General features: G+C 44.8%; 21 protein-coding genes and 1 pseudogene. 14 read left to right on the plus strand and 8 right to left on the minus strand.

The features are described from left to right. Positions 1-292 precede the first annotated feature (292 nt). Together JGK22_RS07585 and JGK22_RS07590 are read left to right on the plus strand one after the other, a co-directional pair. Entirely contained in the window at positions 293-433 is a 141-nt protein-coding gene (locus tag JGK22_RS07585) for a hypothetical protein (protein ID WP_293175920.1), read from the plus strand. A 144-nt stretch (positions 434-577) separates the two neighbouring features. After that, positions 578-832, plus strand: a complete 255-nt coding sequence (locus tag JGK22_RS07590; RefSeq protein ID WP_293175922.1) for a DUF6761 family protein — start codon at positions 578-580, stop codon at positions 830-832. Between the two features lie 388 nt (positions 833-1,220). Here the strand turns inward: JGK22_RS07590 and grxD are convergent, their stop codons facing one another. From grxD to JGK22_RS07605, 3 genes are all read right to left on the minus strand, one after another. Further along, the gene (grxD, locus tag JGK22_RS07595; protein WP_293175924.1) at positions 1,221-1,541 is read right to left on the minus strand and encodes a Grx4 family monothiol glutaredoxin; all 321 of its coding nucleotides are present in this window, start codon (positions 1,539-1,541) and stop codon (positions 1,221-1,223) included. 338 nt (positions 1,542-1,879) lie between these two features. Then, positions 1,880-2,137: a BolA family transcriptional regulator gene (locus tag JGK22_RS07600; protein ID WP_293175926.1), complete on the minus strand. Its 258-nt coding sequence runs from the start codon at positions 2,135-2,137 to the stop codon at positions 1,880-1,882. Positions 2,138-2,179: 42 nt separating this feature from the next. Further along, positions 2,180-2,803 carry a hypothetical protein gene (locus tag JGK22_RS07605; RefSeq protein WP_293175928.1) on the minus strand — a complete coding sequence of 208 codons (624 nt, stop codon included), beginning with the start codon at positions 2,801-2,803 and terminating at the stop codon, positions 2,180-2,182. A gap of 299 nt (positions 2,804-3,102) precedes the next feature. On the opposite strand from JGK22_RS07605, the gene JGK22_RS07610 reads away from it, so the two are divergent. From JGK22_RS07610 to JGK22_RS07625, 4 genes are all read left to right on the plus strand, one after another. After that, positions 3,103-3,501, plus strand: a complete 399-nt coding sequence (locus JGK22_RS07610) for a transcriptional regulator (protein WP_293175930.1) — start codon at positions 3,103-3,105, stop codon at positions 3,499-3,501. Between the two features lie 159 nt (positions 3,502-3,660). Next, on the plus strand, positions 3,661-5,988 hold the full coding sequence (locus tag JGK22_RS07615; protein ID WP_293312645.1) for a S8 family serine peptidase: 2,328 nt from the start codon (positions 3,661-3,663) through the stop codon (positions 5,986-5,988). 291 nt (positions 5,989-6,279) lie between these two features. Continuing rightward, positions 6,280-7,230, plus strand: a complete 951-nt coding sequence (locus JGK22_RS07620) for a fructosamine kinase family protein (RefSeq protein ID WP_293274353.1) — start codon at positions 6,280-6,282, stop codon at positions 7,228-7,230. A 35-nt stretch (positions 7,231-7,265) separates the two neighbouring features. Continuing rightward, positions 7,266-7,694 (plus strand): hypothetical protein, encoded by a 429-nt coding sequence (locus tag JGK22_RS07625; protein ID WP_293175936.1) that lies wholly within the window; start codon positions 7,266-7,268, stop codon positions 7,692-7,694. A 273-nt stretch (positions 7,695-7,967) separates the two neighbouring features. Here JGK22_RS07625 and JGK22_RS07630 read toward each other — a convergent pair whose 3' ends face one another. After that, on the minus strand, positions 7,968-9,668 hold the full coding sequence (locus JGK22_RS07630; RefSeq protein ID WP_293205441.1) for an ABC-F family ATP-binding cassette domain-containing protein: 1,701 nt from the start codon (positions 9,666-9,668) through the stop codon (positions 7,968-7,970). A gap of 418 nt (positions 9,669-10,086) precedes the next feature. Here JGK22_RS07630 and JGK22_RS07635 point away from each other — a divergent pair. From JGK22_RS07635 to JGK22_RS07655, 5 genes and pseudogenes are all read left to right on the plus strand, one after another. Further along, positions 10,087-10,560 (plus strand): annotated as a pseudogene (locus JGK22_RS07635) (element excision factor XisH family protein). After that, positions 10,548-10,916: a XisI protein gene (locus tag JGK22_RS07640; RefSeq protein ID WP_293217477.1), complete on the plus strand. Its 369-nt coding sequence runs from the start codon at positions 10,548-10,550 to the stop codon at positions 10,914-10,916. The pseudogene JGK22_RS07635 and the gene JGK22_RS07640 overlap by 13 nt, the downstream one beginning before the upstream one ends. Positions 10,917-11,097: 181 nt before the next feature. After that, entirely contained in the window at positions 11,098-11,301 is a 204-nt protein-coding gene (locus JGK22_RS07645) for a type II toxin-antitoxin system HicA family toxin (RefSeq protein WP_363319110.1), read from the plus strand. Continuing rightward, positions 11,298-11,519, plus strand: coding sequence for a type II toxin-antitoxin system HicB family antitoxin (locus JGK22_RS07650; RefSeq protein WP_293175944.1), 222 nt, complete (start codon positions 11,298-11,300; stop codon positions 11,517-11,519). Before JGK22_RS07645 ends, JGK22_RS07650 begins: the two co-directional genes overlap by 4 nt. A 240-nt stretch (positions 11,520-11,759) precedes the next feature. Further along, positions 11,760-11,978, plus strand: coding sequence for a hypothetical protein (locus JGK22_RS07655; protein ID WP_293205439.1), 219 nt, complete (start codon positions 11,760-11,762; stop codon positions 11,976-11,978). Here the strand turns inward: JGK22_RS07655 and JGK22_RS07660 are convergent. From JGK22_RS07660 to JGK22_RS07670, 3 genes are all read right to left on the minus strand, one after another. Continuing rightward, positions 11,961-12,449 carry a hypothetical protein gene (locus JGK22_RS07660; RefSeq protein WP_293205437.1) on the minus strand — a complete coding sequence of 163 codons (489 nt, stop codon included), beginning with the start codon at positions 12,447-12,449 and terminating at the stop codon, positions 11,961-11,963. The two genes, JGK22_RS07655 and JGK22_RS07660, sit on opposite strands and share 18 nt — an antisense overlap. A gap of 8 nt (positions 12,450-12,457) precedes the next feature. Next, positions 12,458-13,174, minus strand: a complete 717-nt coding sequence (locus tag JGK22_RS07665) for a hypothetical protein (protein ID WP_293205435.1) — start codon at positions 13,172-13,174, stop codon at positions 12,458-12,460. Between the two features lie 153 nt (positions 13,175-13,327). Then, positions 13,328-13,987, minus strand: a complete 660-nt coding sequence (locus JGK22_RS07670; protein ID WP_293205433.1) for a hypothetical protein — start codon at positions 13,985-13,987, stop codon at positions 13,328-13,330. Between the two features lie 149 nt (positions 13,988-14,136). Between JGK22_RS07670 and JGK22_RS07675 the strand changes: the two genes are divergently transcribed. From JGK22_RS07675 to JGK22_RS07685, 3 genes are all read left to right on the plus strand, one after another. Then, positions 14,137-14,955 (plus strand): pentapeptide repeat-containing protein, encoded by an 819-nt coding sequence (locus tag JGK22_RS07675; RefSeq protein WP_293205431.1) that lies wholly within the window; start codon positions 14,137-14,139, stop codon positions 14,953-14,955. Between the two features lie 108 nt (positions 14,956-15,063). Continuing rightward, entirely contained in the window at positions 15,064-15,924 is an 861-nt protein-coding gene (locus JGK22_RS07680) for an Rpn family recombination-promoting nuclease/putative transposase (RefSeq protein WP_293205429.1), read from the plus strand. A gap of 65 nt (positions 15,925-15,989) precedes the next feature. Beyond that, positions 15,990-16,796: a pentapeptide repeat-containing protein gene (locus JGK22_RS07685; protein ID WP_293189590.1), complete on the plus strand. Its 807-nt coding sequence runs from the start codon at positions 15,990-15,992 to the stop codon at positions 16,794-16,796. Positions 16,797-16,952: 156 nt separating this feature from the next. Here the strand turns inward: JGK22_RS07685 and JGK22_RS07690 are convergent, their stop codons facing one another. Continuing rightward, the gene (locus JGK22_RS07690; protein ID WP_293189588.1) at positions 16,953-17,102 is read right to left on the minus strand and encodes a type II toxin-antitoxin system RelE/ParE family toxin; all 150 of its coding nucleotides are present in this window, start codon (positions 17,100-17,102) and stop codon (positions 16,953-16,955) included. Between the last annotated feature and the right edge of the window lie 150 nt (positions 17,103-17,252).

Below are 17,252 nucleotides of genomic sequence, written 5' to 3' on the forward strand. Positions count from 1 at the left end.
CACTAATGGGTACCAGGTTAACAGAGCTTTTGTCAAGGTTTTGTAACCATGGCTACTCAAGCATAAGCTGCGTTTAAAGCGACGAACAAACTTCTAGTATCAATTTTAAAGATTTGGTCAAATTGCGATCGTCAGACCTGAGAAAGGTTAAATCATTCTGGCGGTGAGCTTACAATGAAAATAATATAGCTTACAGCCGATCGAGCCTATGACCTAGCCACCTGCTTTGACCGAACCCCCCGACAGGGTATCCACTCCCAGGAAGTTGACAAATCGCGTAACTGAAACTAAAATGCGTGCAACCGTTCGCTCGGTAGCCGGAACACTCACTCAGTTCGATCGCCAAATTCAGCAACATCCCGATTCTATTAAACGCACGGTGAATTATTTAGGTGCGCGCCAAAGAGTCGAGCCACTGCATAGCAGCAAGTGAAATTTTTTATGGAGGGTAGCCTGTTGAGCAGGGTAAAAGCTTTTATTTAGCAATCGCCTCTCTTCTGAGCTTGCTCAGTATGAATCCGGGCAGTTCCTAAATCCCGCCGTCATTATACACCACAAAGGATTTCAAACTCAGACCATGCTACAAGATACCCAAACAATCCGGCACTACCAAAAACTCACCGACGCTCTCGTCGAAATGTGGAATAGAGGTTATCGTTTCGATGACCTGCGGCTTTACTTAGATGGCTACCTCGCAGCCCTGCGACATTGTAACAGCCTGGAACCCTATCTGATTCACAGATTAGAGGAAGAAGCAGCGCGTTACATTCACGATACTTCCAATTTTGAAATGCCACAGACACAAACGCAAGCTGAATCAGACTATTATTAAACACCAAATTTGGTTTAATAAACCCGCTGATTATTTGGGCATCGGGCATCGGCAAAAGAGGGAATCGGGAATCGGGAATTGGTTATTTGTGATTTCCTGCTTTTTCCTTCTTCCTTCTTGCTTCTGCTATAAATCAACCTAATTCAACGTAAAACCCGGTTGCTATTAGATCCCCGGCTTCTTGAAGAAGTCGGGGCTATGTTTGTTCTGTCTGATTTTAAACAGTGGGCAATTGACAATTGTCCGCTAGCGGGTTTAACTTCCCCACTTCAGGAATGTGGCGTGGGGGAGTGGAGTTGAAATCCCCATAAAAAAACCTCACGCTTCACACTTTACTGTCAACTGTCAACTGTCAACTGTCAACTGTCAACTGTCAACTGTCAATTGTTTAAGAAGCCAAAGCGACTTCTACAACTTCTTGCAATTCGCCCTTTTGATACATTTCGATCAGAATATCCGAGCCGCCAAGAAACTCGCCATTGATATAAACTTGGGGAATTGTCGGCCAGTTGGAATACTCTTTAACGCCTTGACGAATTTCTTGGTCTGCCAAAACATCAACTGTTTCGTAAGGCACTCCCATCGTATTGAGAATTTGCACCACAGTATTAGAGAAACCGCACTGTGGCATTAACTTATTGCCCTTCATGAACACCATGATTTTGTTTTGCTTAACCAATTCGTCAATTCTTTCATGTGCTGTACTCATGGTATCTCCTAATATTGTTTGAAAATTTTTAAACGTTGACAGTAGTTTCTGATGAGGCAGAAACCGGGTTTTTAACGAAAATTTCTCGTTACCAGAAAGAATTGGTTGAAAGCCCCAAGTCTTTGAGGGAGAAATTAAAATCAGACTATTGATTACTCCAATCCTCGGACTTAAGGGTAGAGGTCGCTATCAAACTGTCAACTGTCAACTGTCAACTGTCAACTGTCAACTGTTGAAAGCCATAGATTCCGGTGCAAAAGCCGATTTCTTTGGTTAGCAACTGTTTCTCAAGCGACTATTGACACAAGCACAAACTTGCGATAATTGCGACTAAAAAACTAAGCAACTTCACTTTTGGCTGCCCATTCTGCCGGAGTTAAGGTTTCCAACGCCAAAGCGTGGATAGCTTCACTAGCCATTGCCTGTTTGAGAGCTCCGTAAACCAGTTGGTGTTGCTGTACTCGGGTTTTCCCTTCAAAGGCAGCAGAGACTACTCTCACCTGGTAGTGATCGCCGCCTCTCAAATCCTCAACTTTTAGCTTAGCGTCTGGTAATCCAGTCTGAATCATTTCTGCTACTTGAGACGGTGTAACCATTGGTATTTGTGATAAAGGGCTGTATTGAGTATTTTAGTGGAACTATTTGTTAGACGATCGCGGTTGAGTTGCAGCAGGCCGGGGATAGGGGGCATCCACAAAGCCCAATTCCAGTAATTGCTGGTAAGCTTTTTTACCCAAGTCGCGAGTTGGCTGTTGCGATCGAATAATCTGAATCAGTAGGGGAACAGCCAGTTCCGGCTTATTTTGTGCGCGGTGTACCAACGCCAGCCGGTAGGTAGCTTCGTCGCGCATTTGGGCTGTTTCCACAGCTTTGGTGCGGTTGCTGTCGGCCAAGCGGATGTCAATTCCGGCAAAACTGCTGCCCAGTTGCTGGTAGAAGTTGGAGAGTTGATTGAAAATTTGGCGGGATTCTTGAAGTTTTTGAGCCGCCAGCGTGTAATTTTGACTGGAAATAGCACCACTGGCTTCTGTCATCAAACGCTGACCTCCGGCAATGCTCAGTACGCTGCTGTCTGGGGTGACAGGGCGGAGGTTGTTGGGGTCTGTGGGGTCGTCGGCGGGTTCGACTTGCGGTTGGTTATCTGGCCGAGAAGGTTGTTGTGCTTGGGCTTGGAGCGGTTGCAACAGGGTCAAAACTGCGATCGCCCCGATCGTCATCCGGGCGGTGAAGCGAAGCCAGCAAACAGTTGCAGAGTATACCATGAAATTACTTTGCGCCTCGGCGCTTTAAAAAGATATTTAGCTTGAGCCGATCTTACCATTGGCGATCGCAACCGGCTAAGTGTAAACCAAATTTGTTCAAATGTCAAAGGGTGCGATCGATTTTGGATTAAACAAAGGAAATCGCGGGGGATTGGACATATCCCGGCGATTTAGTCCCGGAGGCAGAAACCGGGTTTTTTTACCTAAATACTGCATTTGAGGCTTTAAAATTGGTGAAAAACCCGGTTTCTTTGGTTTTGATGCGTAAGTTTCGATCTAATTTAACAATAAAATGAACCATGAATATCACAATCGAGAAAACAGTCTACGGTCAACTGCTGGCGAAATCGCAGCCTAAGCCCATCCTGAACGAAGAAGATAACGATCTTGCCCTCGCAGAAGTCGATTTTCTGATGTCTAAGGAAGAATTAACACTAGAAGAAGAAACTTTACTGAGTCTCTGGGGAATCTTGATCGAAGAATACGAATCAAAATATTACCCAGATCCAGAAGTGACTCCCCGGGATGTTCTATTGCATTTCATGGAAATTCGCGAACTCAAACAAGCTGATTTAGTGGGCGTGATTGGTTCCAAAGGAGTAGTATCTGAGGTGGTTAATGGGAAACGGGCGATTAGCAAGGCGCAAGCTAAGGCGCTGGGAGATTTTTTTAACGTTAATCCTAGCGTATTTATTTGATGGTAGTTGTTCGATCTTTGTCGATCGGCCTTTTTTGGGCGGGCTAGAAGCCCAACCCCTACTCCCCACCAGAAGATTCAGTCTTTGTGGAACAGGCATCTTGCCTGTTTTTCAGAGATATAGTAAATACTGGATCAAAACTGAACAGGGGCATTTCTAATGACACAACCGATCGCACTTTCCGCAAATACCTTACAAAATTATCAAGGTATCGGAGTTCCCGAAGCAAGTCTGGCAGTGATTTTGCAGCGCGGCGGCGATGAATTGTTGCTGTCAAAAGTTCCAAACCGCTTTACAGTCCGTCCGTCAGCGACAGCATCGACATCAAATAATTGGGCTGCAACAAATCAGGCAAAACTTAACCGTCGCGTCGGCCAAAGTAATCTGGAAGAATATCTAGTGGCGCCGGAAAACCTAGATGCAGCAATGCAAGCCGCCCGCGCCAGTGATGCTGTAGTTTTTGCCAGCCATGTCTATTGTCCCGCAAACAATCCGAGTACATTCTTTTATTTAACCGATCGCATTACTATTCAATTTGGCGAACAAGTAAACGAAGAATCGCGAAGTGCGATCGCCAATGCAGCAAATTTAACAATAATCCGGCCAGTCGAAGGCATTCCCAATACCTTCGTCTGCGAAGTCACCAAACAAGCAACCGAAAACCCGATTAAAATTGCCAACCGCTTGACAAGATATCCAGAAGTTTTGGTGGCGGAACCCAATATTATCCTAGAAACTCAGCAACATTATACACCCCGCGATCCGCTTTATCCCAAACAGTGGTATCTCAATAACAAAGGCGGTGACGGAGTTGTCAGCGGCGCTCAAATTTATGCAGAACCAGCTTGGGATATAACTCGCGGCGTGCGATCGATCGTAATTGCGATCGCCGACGATTCATTCGATCTGACGCACCCCGATTTTCAAGGCCAAGGCAAAATCGTCTCGCCCATCGATTTCAAAGACGGCGATACTTCCCCGATGCCGGTTGCTGAATCGGACAACCACGGGACAAGTTGCGCTGGTGTCGCCGCTGCGGAAGAAAACGGTAAAGGCACTGTCGGCGTCGCCCCCGGATGCGCCCTGATGCCCATCCGTACCACGGGTTTTCTCGATGACGAGTCGATCGAAAAAATATTCAATTGGGCGATCGAAAAAGGTGCCGCCGTCATCTCTTGCAGTTGGGGGCCTGGGGCAGTTTACTATCCGCTTTCCCTACGCCAAAGCGCCGCTATCACCAAAGCAGCAACCCAAGGGCGGGGCGGCAGAGGCTGCGTGATTCTGTTTGCTGCGGGGAATGCCAACCGCCCCGTTAACGGGACTGTGGACGAGAAAGGCTGGCCAAATAACGTTGTGGGCGGCAAAACTAATTGGCTAGCAGGATTTGCCGTACACCCCGATGTAATTGCGGTGTCTGCTTCCACTTCCCTCAACAAAAAAGCAGCCTACAGCAATTGGGGCACCAGCATCTCGGTTTGCGCGCCCAGCAACAACGCACCGCCTGGAACCTGGCTACCAGAAACCGGATTTATTGCGACTGCGCCGGAGGTGTCGGAGTATTTGCCAGGTTTGGGGGTGTTTACTGCCGATCGCGTCGGGGTTGCCGGCTACGACTCGGGGGACTACACCGATAGCTTTGGCGGCACTTCCAGCGCCACTCCAGTAGTCGCTGGAGTGGCAGGTTTAGTGCTTTCGGCAAACCCTCGTTTGACGGCGCGGGAAGTGCGGGGAATTCTCGAACAAACTGCTGACAAAATTGTCGATGCCGATGCCGATCCGCAGTTGGGGAATCGCCTGGGAAATTACGATGCTAATACTCGCCGCAGCGATTGGTTCGGTTACGGGAAAGTGAATGCTTTAAAAGCTGTGCAAGCTGCGGTGAGAAAGGCTGGCGGCAATCCAAATATCGGCGGTTCCAGGTTCAGCGATATTTCTGGACATTGGGCAGAAAAGTTTATTGAAGCTTTGGCTGCGGCGAATATAATTAGCGGTTTTCCTGATGGTTCTTTCGGGCCTGACAACAGTTTAAATCGCGCTCAATATGCGGCGCTTTTGGTGAGTGCATTTAGTCCGATTCCGAAGGCGGCGGCTACCAATTTTATTGATGTTTCGGCGAGTTTTTGGGCGAGAAGTGCGATCGATCGGGCGAATCGGGCGGGGTTTTTGTCCGGGTTTCCAGGGCTGAAGTTTGGCCCGAATCAGAATTTGACGAAGACTGAGGCGATCGTATCTTTGGTTAACGGTTTGGAACTTAAGGGTGGCAATCCCGATATTTTAAAAGTTTACAGCGATCGCAATCAAATTCCTAATTTTGCTTTAAGCGCCGCAGCAACAGCCACAGCTTTGAAGATTGTAGTAAACTATCCGGCGCGCGATCGGCTTTCTGGGCAGCGAGACATCACCCGGGCTGAGATTTCGGCTTTGATTTACCAGACATTGGTAGCAATTAATCGCGCCAAGGCGATCGACTCTCCCTACATTGTCTAGCCACTCCCGAACCGCTGTTGGGCATACCGAATTATTCTGGTCATCTTCAGGCGGTTCGCGAGTAATATCGCCGTTCGTAGTGCGGACTTCAGTCCGCAATATGCTGCGGACTTCAGTCCGCACTACGAACAGTTTTTTGTTATGGTAATCGACCCCACATGATATTAAGATATATCCACAAAAAAGACGGTCGAATAATTCTATTGTGTCCGATCTGCGATCGATTAATCGCAGTAAAGTGTCGCCAGTCAGATACACTAATGGCGATCGCCCTCAAAACCATTTGATGCTATGTGGCACAAAATTGCAGCACACATCTCCCAAGCAACCGGAGACACATTTTCAATAGACAACCGCCGTTCAGTCAGCGGTGGCTGCATCAACCAAGGCTATGCTATCAACAGCAGTACCCGCACTTATTTCGCCAAAATCAATCAAGCTTCCCAAGTCGCCATGTTTGAAACTGAGGCGCTGGGTTTGCAGCAAATGGCCCAAACTCAGACTATTCGCCTTCCTCAACCGATTTGCTGGGGAACTGAGGGCAATTCTGCCTATATTGTATTGGAATGGCTGGATTTGCGAAGTGGCGGGGGCGAGATAGCCTGGGCAGAAATGGGACGCAAACTGGCTCAAATGCACAAATACACCCCCCCCAGCCCCCCCTTGCTAAGGGGGGGAGAAAAGGCGAATTCATCCTTGCTAACGGGGGGAGAAAAGGCGAATTCATCCTTGCTAAGGGGATGTTTTGGTTGGGATAGGAATAATGCGATCGGCTCAACTCCTCAAATTAATAACTGGACTGCTGATTGGGCAGAATTTTGGACAGAACATCGGATTGGTTATCAGTTACAGTTGGCTAGGCGTCGTGGTGGAAATTTCAGTCGAGGGGAAACTTTGCTAGCAGCTATTCCCAAGTTATTGGAGGGTTACAAACCTCAACCTTCCTTAGTTCATGGGGATTTGTGGGGAGGAAATGCCTCGGTAACTGCTGCGGGGGAACCAGTAATTTTTGACCCCGCGACTTATTGGGGCGACAGAGAAGTCGATATTGCGATGACGGAACTTTTCGGCGGTTTTTCCCCAGCATTTTATCGAGGTTATAATGAAGTTTGGTTGCTGGATTCAGGCTATGAAAAGCGCAAAACGCTTTACAACTTATATCATATTTTGAATCACTTTAATTTGTTTGGCGGGAGTTACGAGTCGCAGGCAAATCAAATAATTAATAAAATTTTGGGTTAAGATTTCAATATTAATTGGATTAGAGGGAATCACAAATGAAGTTTTGGCACTGTTGTACCAAACTGGGATTTATAGTTTTGTTTTTGAGCAGCATCGGGGCTGAGAATGCTTTAGCTGCTTTACCGTTACAGGTGGGAATTTATCACGGCGGCGGTTCTCGATACATTCAGATTGCTCAAACAGAAAAGAGAATCTGCTTCAAAGGCTTTTCTTCTAACGGAGTTACTGTGGCTTCCGTTACGGCGGATACTAACCGCAAAGATTTTTACAAAATCAACGGATTTGACGGTACGTTTCTGTCGCAACAAGATACAGATACTGTCTTATTAGGCCCGGTAAATCAGTTGATTAAGTATGTGGCAGATTATGGTTTTGCTAGAGATTTAGATGATGATTTGCAGGAGTGTCTTAGTTCCCAGAAGCCATTCTTTAAACAAAAATCAGGGGGCAGAGGTTCTCGCTAAAATTATTAATTGCTGTGGCTGTCATCACGAGTTACAGGCAAGTCAAATGATTAATAGAATTTTGGGTTAAACTATTAATGAGTTTTTCTATGATAAGCTGTTCTACATTTAAATTGTGGATTAAAAATCAATAAAGATATTGTGGAATGGGCTTCTAGCCCGTTCCGAGCATCCTATTTAAATGCTGCCCCAGCTTAGAAGCGCTCTAATATTGAAATTGACTCAATTCAATATCGGGACACGACATTGCCGTGTCCCTACCAGTCAAGTTACTTACTTTTGTTTAGCCGCCGCTTTCTTCTTCGCTTCCTTCTCGGATTTCTTGGCAGCTTTCTCAGCTTCAAGTTTGGCGAACTTGGCTAGTTCTTTCTCTTCAGTTATTTTGTCCAGATAGTAATGGTAATCTCCCAGATAAGTCCGAAACTCGCCGTCTCGAACTTCTACTATTTTGTTAGCGACTTGAGAGATAAAATAGCGATCGTGCGAAACGATAATTACAGTGCCGTCGTAATTCTTAATCGCCTCTTCCATCATCTCCTTCGCGGGAATGTCGAGGTGATTTGTCGGTTCGTCCAAAATTAGCAAGTTCACAGGTTCCAGCAGCATTTTTGCCAAAGCCAGACGGGCTTTTTCTCCACCACTTAAAGCGCCAACGTGTTTGAATACTGTTTCACCGTTAAACAAGAACCGCCCCAACAAAGTCCGAACTTCTTCATTTTTCCAGTCGGGTACTTCGTCGTGAATGGTTTGCATCACGCTTTTATTCAAATCTAAGGCTTCTGCTTGATTCTGTTCAAAGTAACCGGGGATGACGTTGTGGCCTCCCATTTTTACCGTACCTTCGGTGGGCGTTTCTAAACCCATGATCAGGCGCAGCAATGTAGATTTTCCGGCACCGTTGGGGCCGAGAAAGGCTATGCGATCGCCTCTTTCAATTAATAAGTCTGCTCCCAAAAATAGGATTTTCTCGCCGTAGGTGTGTACTAAGTTTTCAATTATGGCTACTTCGCGGCCGCTGCGGGGTGCGGGGGGAAACCGGAAATGCAAAGTTTTTAAGCCGCCTGTTGGGGCTTCGATGCGTTCAATTTTGTCTAACTGCTTCTCGCGACTTTTGGCTTGGGTACTGCGTGTGGCGCTGGCGCGGAATTTTTCAACGAATGCTTGCTGTTTGTCGAGTTCTTTTTGCTGGTTTTCGTAGGCGCTGAGTTGGGCTTCGCGCGCTTCTGCTTTTTGCAGGAGGTAGGATGAGTAGTTGCCGAGGTAGGTGCTGGAAACGCCACGTTCTGTTTCGACTATTTGGGTGCAGAGTCGATCGAGAAATTCGCGGTCATGGGATACGATTACCATTGGGGTTGTCAGCCCTTTGAGGTAAACTTCCAGCCATTCGATCGTTTCTAAGTCGAGGTGGTTGGTAGGTTCGTCTAACAGCAGGATATCGGGTTTTTGGAGGAGAATTTTACCTAAACTCATCCGCATTTGCCAGCCGCCGCTGAAAGCGCTGACTAGCCGATCGCCATCTTCTTGCTCAAATCCGATTTCTGGTAAAATTTTCTCGATTTGGGCTTCTAAACCGTAGCCGTTTAAGCCTTCAAATTGCCGTTGTAGCCGATCCATTTTGTGGATCATGTTGTCGAGATTTTCTGGGGTGGCGGCTTCGAGCTCTCGGTGCACCTCCATTAGGGATTCGTGGACTTCGTTGGCTTCGCTGAATGCGCGCCAAAATTCCTCTTTAACGGTGCGGGTGGGGTCGATTTCAAATTCTTGGGAGAGGTAGGCGATGTGGAGGCTGGCGGGGCGAATGACTTCGCCTGAGGTGGGTTCCATTTCGCCGGCGATGATTTTGAGTTGGGTGGATTTGCCGGCACCGTTGACGCCTACTAAGCCGATGCGATCGCCCGGTTTGACTTCCCAGGTGACATCTTTGAGTACGACGCCTGTGGGGTAAATTTTACTGATGTGTTCGAGTCGCAGCATTGTTGTGGGGACTGGGGAAGGGGAGGTTTAGCGGCGGATGGGATGCCGGCGCTGAGGTCGAGTTAATCTTAACAAATTTTAATTAAATTTAGTCATTGGCAAGATTTGGGTTTGGGCGGGCGATCGGATTTTGGATTTTAGATTTTATAGCCCTGGGCGCGCGGGTAGCGAGAAACCGGGTTTTTTAGGAAAATACTTGTCACAAAGCCCCAGATTCTCGAAAAACCCGGTTTCTTTGGTGTATGAGTGCGATCGCACTTGGGATTTGAGATTTTATTACCATAGTCAGAAACCGGGTTTTTTACAAAAATACTTCGTACAGAGTCGCAGATTCACGAAAAAACCCGGTTTCTGTGGTGTGTGAGTGCGATCGCGAACTGTTTGATATGGATGCGTAAGTCCTATTCTGTTGTAGTTGATGCAATACATTACAATAGTCAGTATCAACCTCGATCGCTCTCTTAAAGCGATCGTGCCAGCAAAAGACATTTATCATCAAGTTGTCAAACAGGGTCTGATTAAGGCTGGCTGGACAATTACCCACGATCCGCACCCCTTAGCTTGGGCGAAGAGAAACCTATCGATCGATCTTGGTGCATAACAGCTATTAGCTGCTGAGAACAACGATCGCAAAATAGCGGTTGAAGTTAAAAGTTTTATCAGAGAGTCTAGAATTGCAGATTTAGAGCAAGCTTTGGGTCAATACACTCTTTACTATGACATCTTAAAACGGAAAGAATCAGAAAGACAACTGTATCTTGCAATTCCACTAAATGCTTTTACAGAGCTTTTTGAAGGAGAAAAATTTGGTCAGATTTTGCTAGATAATAACCGCCTAAATCTTGTTGTTTTCAACCCAAAAACAGAGGAAATAGTACAATGGATAGCTTAAATAATTATCGCAAACTTGTTAAGCAGATCCTGACTGAATACACTGAGATTCCCGTTTGTGAAAGTGGGACGCAAAACGCCACAATTTTTGATTTGGAAAATGACCACTATATGTTAATAAATATAGGTTGGTTTAACGACCAGCGCATTCACCATTGCGTGATTCATATTGATATTATTGACTCTCAGGTGTGGATTCAAGCAAATAATACCGATCGCCTGATTGCTGAGGAGTTAGTTGCAGCGGGAATTCCGGCTAAATCAATTGTTTTGGGGCTTCAACCGCCTGATGTTAGACCTTATACTGCTTATGGAGTTCCTTGTAGGGAGCAGCAGCGAGAATCCTTGAAAGTATGATGGAGTGGAAGGGATTTGAATGGGAGGGCGATCGCACTTCAAAAACCTTTAAAGCAGGCGATGGGAGAAGGTTGTAGAAAGGCGGGGGTGAGAATGTGCGATCGTATTTGGAGGACTCGAAAAAAAGTGATAAAATAGAGTTGAGCAGTAAACAAAATCCATGCCAAGGAAAATTAGAGAGTTGAAAGTTCAGATTGCGCGTGAAGGTTTTGTTTATCTACCCAAGCGCGGCAAAGGTAGCCATGAGCGTTGGCGACATCCAAGGCTCAAAAAAACGCTGACAATTCCCGGCAAAGATGGAGATGATGTGGCACTCTACCTAGAAAAGCAGTTAGCACAGTTATTAAGTGAGCTGAATGAGTTAAGGGAGGGCGAGGATTTATGAGTCGATACAGTATGATTGTTCAATGGTCTGATGAAGATCGGCTTTTTCTACTCACGATTCCAGAGTTTGCCGATCGCGTGGTGATGCCTTGCACTCACGGTGAAACTCGCGAGCAAGCAATTCATAACGGCGAAGAAGTGATTGAAATGTATTTGGAAGCTTGGCAAGCAGAAGGTGAATCTATCCCTGAACCTAGTATGCTTCAAATTGCTTGTTGAATGCTATTGTAAAACTCTATTTGTGTGGTGGAGGAAAAGAGGGCGATCGCACTTTCTACTTCTTCTAATGCTTGCAGACTACCGACTTCCCAAGCGTGAGCGATCGCATTGGGGATGATTTGGGCTATCGAATTTCAAACACTTTCAAAGCAGGCGATGAGAGGTGCGATCGCCTTCAGCAAATTCCATTAAACTTGAGTAAAATAAGACAGCCATCATCTCCACAAAACCTAACTCACCATGCAAACTTCAACATTTGACAGTATTTTAGACGAGATCGAAACATTGTCTATAGACGAACAAACTGCTTTACTTGTCATCATGCACCGAAGACTTAGCGATCGCCGTCGCACCGAAATTGCGGCTAACATTGCACAAGGAAAACAAGACTATCAATCTGGAAAGGTGTTTCGAGGTACAGTTAATGAAGTTATCGCGGAGCTAAAACTCATCAGATGAAGTTATGAAATGTCCTAGTATCATAGGACTTAATGCTGATATAGCTGTAGCAAAAATTATGACTATCCACTGCGCTCCTGTCGGGGTAGGGATAGATGCAGCGGCGACAGCAGCAATACCAAAACTTCCCCTTGTCAATAATTGAATATTTCCTATTAGGGAAGTCCAGAAATCAAATAAAATAGCTGGCCACCACATACACCATAAAATTGTACGCATTCCCAGATCCATATGATATTCTTTGCCATTAATTGTTATAGCAAAATTACTTATTTTCTTTTGAACCTCTGGTTTCCAAATATTCGTGGTTAGTACACTTAAGCCCGCAATAAAAAGAGCCAGAACTATCGCCACTCCCATAGTTCCTGAATTTTCACCACCTAAAATACTTACTATTCCTTTGTAAGTCGTCACCACATCCCAAACAGCGGGAATACAAAATACAATAATTGCAAAAGTTCTGATCATCACTAACTCCTCTAACGAAATACAGTTAAGGCTAATGTTATACCTATGACAAAAACGATAATAGCAATTGCTATATGAGTCATCTGACGAGAGACTCCAGACTTATTCTTAGACGGAGACGATTGTGGATGATTGGAAGTGTCATCTTCTGTAGCTAAATCTCTTTCCCGTTTAATAGAAACACTTGGAAAGTGTAGAGATTTAAACCACTCTAAAGAAAACTTTGGCAAGTGTCTAGGTTTCGACCAGAATCCTTGATTCCTAACATTGTTTTGTGAAGCATTTCTGTTTCTTGAATACTCAGAACATAAGTAGACTATATTTTTTAGTAATTTCTTCCAAATATTTAAATATTTATCCTTCTCTTTGAAATCGTAATGACCACTTGTCGCAACTTCACGCTCTAGGTTTATTATTTCATTTATTATTTTGAAATGTATCTTGCTAGCTTTTTCTGTAAATATGTTATCTTTGTTAGTAAAATCACTAAAAAGTATTAGATTGCTATGCAGTAGTAATACTGCTGTATAAAAAGATTCAAATGTACATATTTTTATTTCTCCTTCTTGAAAATTTTTATCTATATATTCGACTTCATTAAATATTAAACTTATTAATTGATTATTGTGCGAGAACACCATTGGGTTCACTACGTTTAATGCGGAAGCAAGAGCATTTTCAAAAGTAGTGGCTTGATCGATCGATTCATGATATTGTTTACCAGTCATTGTGTGTTTTATCTCCTAGCTGATTTCCGTTAGGGGAATAACTTAAGTACAGCAATTGATTTTAGCCAGCGTCTCTAGTACCCCGCCCGGTGTTTTCAAGCGGGATGCTCATAAATCTGCTATTGACTGACTTAGGAAAGTTTTGCCACCCTCCTACCACCAGCTACCTCCATCGCCACCGCCAGAGTCAGAACCGCCACCAGAGTCACTACCGCCGCCATAGTCAGAACCTCCATCGCCGCCGTCAGAGTCAGAACCACCGCCATAGTCACTGCTGTAATCACTACTGGAGTCAGAACCACCGCCATAGTCACTGTCATAATCACTACTGGAGTCAGAACCACCGTCATAATCACTACTGGAGTCATACTCACTACTGGAGTTATAGGAGTTATAGCTAGTAGTGGAGTCATAGTCGGTACTGGTATTAACCCTACAATCTTCAGTAGATCCAGACCATCCCAAAAATGACCATCCACCAGATGATTCCTCTACAGATGACGCAGGCGTGTAGTATTCAGAATCAGATTCATCATGATCATTCCCGCCACCGCCAAATAAGCCAAAAATAGAACCATTATCGTCATTGTCGTTTTCGGGTCTTTTTATCTCCTTTATGTTATTGTAAGCTTTCCAATTGTCGTCTGCTCTGCAATTCAATTCTGACGTTTCACCCGATTCCCGCTCACATGGTTGCTCTGGAGGATACTGATTGAGAGCATTGTCAACTAAACCCAGTCCACCAGTAACAGCAACTACAATCTCTGTAATAACTGCTGTACAGTCATTAAAAAAATCACTTATTTCATCCATAAATGTCGCTTTGTTTGAGCTTTTATCTAATATAGTGCCTATGGTTCAGGTTGAACAGCGATTAAAAGAGATCAAAAGCGATCAAAAGCGATCAGATATTTGTGCAAGTGCTAGAATATAGAATAAATATTTTTAAGGAAAATTGACCCATGACTGCTGATGAAGCTCTAGCGCTGGTGGAAACCGTTCTAAATGGCGAACGGTTGAACGACATTCAAGAGCTGATTTTCAAGCAATGTTGGGAAGGACGACAGTCTTATAAAGAAATTGCTCGAATCTACAGTTATGATGATGAATATATCAAGTACCTTGCTGGAAAATTATGGAAGTTGCTATCAAAAGCTTTTGATGATAATGTCAAAAGAAATAACCTAAAGTCAGTAGTAAATGGATACTTGCGGCGACATCAAGTGAACTCACAGCGAAATCAGTTAATGGGAATTAACCTGAGTGGAGCCGACTTAAGTGGCTCAATATTATGCTTTGCCAACTTAAACGGAGCCAATTCATTTCCAGCTAATTTAGAGAATGCAATCAATCCTGATAATACTAAATCAGCAGATTCATGCGATGAAAAAATACAGGATGAAAATGGAAATAACCAAGAAATTGAGTCTAACACAGAAGAACTAATTTATCACTGGAATGATTTGCGATTTGACTGCGAAGAACAAGTAAAAATAGCCGAAGCGCTCGATCGCGCTAACATCTTTTTCTTCCCCAACTCCAAAGCCCGCCTCACCACACCCGCAGGGCGACAAAACCAAGAACCCGATTTCCTCATCTTCCACAAAGGCAAATTGGGTATTCTTGAGATATGGCATCCCGATACACAAAAAAACGAAGAACGCGATCGCAACTTTGCCTCTGCTGGCATCTGCACCATCTACTATTGTGAAGCCCACAGGTGCAGTCAAGAAGCCGATCGCGTTGTGCAGGAATTTTTAGAGATTTTGAGTCACGCATAGGGCGAATGGTTTTTTTTCGTAAGGGCGATCGCACTCCCCAAAAAAGTCGAGTTAACCTTACAATACTCTAATCAACAATTCACACACCCCTCTCACAACCCAACTTCCTTGGCCTACGACAACACCTGCAAATACCTAGCCGAAAAATTCCCCGCCGCCTTCGTCCGCTGGCTGCTACCAATAGACGAGCCCACCGATGTTCAGGTACTCAAAACCGAACTAATTCAAGAACCCATCCGAGCCGATTCTCTCGTTTTCCTGCAAACCGATCGCCAAATCCTACATCTGGAATTTGAAACCAGACCCTACTCCGACCCGCCGATCGCCTTCAGAATGCTAGACTACTACGTCAGGCTCAAACGCCAATACTCCTGTTCCATCAATCAAGTAGTAATCTTTTTGCAGCAAACAGCCTCAGAACAAGTTTTTGTATCCGAGTACACAGACGCGAACACCCGACACGGCTACCGAGTTATCCGCCTGTGGGAACAAGACCCCGCTTTACTGCTGTCCGTCCCCGGCTTGCTCCCATTCGCGACACTATCCCAAACCAACTCGCCGCGAACTTTGTTAGAGCAAATCGCTACTCAGATTGCTACAATAGAGGAACCGAATCAACAAGCGGATTTACTCGCTTGTACCCAAGTGCTCGCAGGTTTGAGATTTGAAAAAGACTTAATCAGACAACTATTTAGGAAGGAAACTATGCGCGGTTCTGTGATTTACCAAGAAATTCGCGAAGATGGCCTCCTTGAAGGAAGACAACTAGGCCTCCTTGAAGGAAGGAAAGATGAGGCGCTGTCGTTGCTCACTCGCCTGTTGATTCGACGGATTGGTCCGATCGCACCTGAAACAACCGAGCAAATTCAGACTTTATCCGTAGAAGAATTAGAGGATTTAGGAGAGGCGCTGCTGGATTTTTCAGAAGCCTCAGATTTAACCAATTGGTTGAATGAACATCAGCCTTAATTGCTCAAACATCGCCGCCTATTTTCAAAACTTCACCAGATATATACTTTAAGGAAACTTAAGCCATGACCGTTGATGAAGCAATCGCGATCGCAGAAACAGTCCTTGATGGCGAAGGCTTAAACGACGTGCAAGAGCTCATCTTCAGACAATGCTGGGAAGGCCGATGTTCCTATGAGGAAATTTCTCAACTCTCTCAATATAATGATGAATACATCAAAGCGCTGGCGGCTAAACTCTGGAAACAACTCTCAGAGGCTTTTGATGAAAAAGTAAAAAAAAGTAATTTACGCTCTGTTTTTAAGCGATACTTGCGACGACATCAAGTGACATTACATCGAACTCAAGTAATTGGAGTTAACCTCAGCGGTGCTAATTTAACCGGAGCCAGAATATCATTCGCCAACTTAAGTGAATCTGATTCATCAACAGATTTACAGGGTGCAACTATATCTGATTATAATACAGTATCAGATGAAACTATCAAGCCTGAAAACGCGCATAACCAGGGAATCTTGTCAAGCATAAAAGAACGGATTTATCACTGGAACGATCTGCGCTTTCGCTGCGAAGAACAAGTAAAAATAGCCGAAGCGCTCGATCGCACAAACACCCTCTTTTTCCCCAACTCCAAAGCCCGCCTCACCACACCCGCAGGTAGACAAAACCAAGAACCAGATTTCCTCATATTCCACCAAGGCAAATGGGGAATTCTGGAAATATGGCATCCCGACACACAAAAAGATGAAACGCGCGATCGCCTGTTTGCATCTCACGGTATCAGCATGATCCACTACTGCGACGCCAACAGATGTACAGAAGAACCCGATCGCATTGTCCAAGAGTTTTTAGACATATTGAGTCAGAGATAGGGCGAGTGTTTTTTTCGTAAGGGCGATCGTATAGGGGCCCAGAAACCGGGTTTTTTACGAAAAGACGCGTTGTCACCGACAGATTAGGTAAAAACCCGGTTTCTTTGTCGGAGTGCGTCAGTCCATAAGGGCGATCGAACACATCTTATGAGAGCCTTAAACTTCTTCATCAAGATTAGACAAAATATCTTCCAAATCCCTAGCACCATGCAAAACACGGAGAACCTCCACCCGATCGTCTTGAATCCGGTAAAAAATTAGATAATCTTGAAAATCCTTAATTCGCCACTGACGAATCTCCCCCATCCGAGAAGAGACCGGCGTTGCTGAGTTATAGTATGAATAGGAGGAATAATTGGCTCTCCTGACTTTATGGTGTATAATGTAACAAACAATACATTTACTGTCATGGACTTTTATTTAGACTATCTATTAGACTTGCCTGGAGTCAAGATT

It is taken from the genome of Microcoleus sp. PH2017_08_TRC_O_A, from assembly GCF_020738665.1.
Taxonomy (GTDB): domain Bacteria; phylum Cyanobacteriota; class Cyanobacteriia; order Cyanobacteriales; family Microcoleaceae; genus Microcoleus.

Coding starts and splice junctions, on each gene's coding strand:
- JGK22_RS07585 (WP_293175920.1), top strand. CDS start 293: ATGCGTGCAACCGTTCGCTCGGTAGCCGGAACACTCACTCAGTTCGAT.
- JGK22_RS07590 (WP_293175922.1), top strand. CDS start 578: ATGCTACAAGATACCCAAACAATCCGGCACTACCAAAAACTCACCGAC.
- grxD (WP_293175924.1), bottom strand. CDS start 1,541: ATGAGTACAGCACATGAAAGAATTGACGAATTGGTTAAGCAAAACAAA.
- JGK22_RS07600 (WP_293175926.1), bottom strand. CDS start 2,137: ATGGTTACACCGTCTCAAGTAGCAGAAATGATTCAGACTGGATTACCA.
- JGK22_RS07605 (WP_293175928.1), bottom strand. CDS start 2,803: ATGGTATACTCTGCAACTGTTTGCTGGCTTCGCTTCACCGCCCGGATG.
- JGK22_RS07610 (WP_293175930.1), top strand. CDS start 3,103: ATGAATATCACAATCGAGAAAACAGTCTACGGTCAACTGCTGGCGAAA.
- JGK22_RS07615 (WP_293312645.1), top strand. CDS start 3,661: ATGACACAACCGATCGCACTTTCCGCAAATACCTTACAAAATTATCAA.
- JGK22_RS07620 (WP_293274353.1), top strand. CDS start 6,280: ATGTGGCACAAAATTGCAGCACACATCTCCCAAGCAACCGGAGACACA.
- JGK22_RS07625 (WP_293175936.1), top strand. CDS start 7,266: ATGAAGTTTTGGCACTGTTGTACCAAACTGGGATTTATAGTTTTGTTT.
- JGK22_RS07630 (WP_293205441.1), bottom strand. CDS start 9,668: ATGCTGCGACTCGAACACATCAGTAAAATTTACCCCACAGGCGTCGTA.
- JGK22_RS07640 (WP_293217477.1), top strand. CDS start 10,548: ATGGATAGCTTAAATAATTATCGCAAACTTGTTAAGCAGATCCTGACT.
- JGK22_RS07650 (WP_293175944.1), top strand. CDS start 11,298: ATGAGTCGATACAGTATGATTGTTCAATGGTCTGATGAAGATCGGCTT.
- JGK22_RS07655 (WP_293205439.1), top strand. CDS start 11,760: ATGCAAACTTCAACATTTGACAGTATTTTAGACGAGATCGAAACATTG.
- JGK22_RS07665 (WP_293205435.1), bottom strand. CDS start 13,174: ATGACTGGTAAACAATATCATGAATCGATCGATCAAGCCACTACTTTT.
- JGK22_RS07670 (WP_293205433.1), bottom strand. CDS start 13,987: ATGGATGAAATAAGTGATTTTTTTAATGACTGTACAGCAGTTATTACA.
- JGK22_RS07675 (WP_293205431.1), top strand. CDS start 14,137: ATGACTGCTGATGAAGCTCTAGCGCTGGTGGAAACCGTTCTAAATGGC.
- JGK22_RS07685 (WP_293189590.1), top strand. CDS start 15,990: ATGACCGTTGATGAAGCAATCGCGATCGCAGAAACAGTCCTTGATGGC.
- JGK22_RS07690 (WP_293189588.1), bottom strand. CDS start 17,102: ATGGGGGAGATTCGTCAGTGGCGAATTAAGGATTTTCAAGATTATCTA.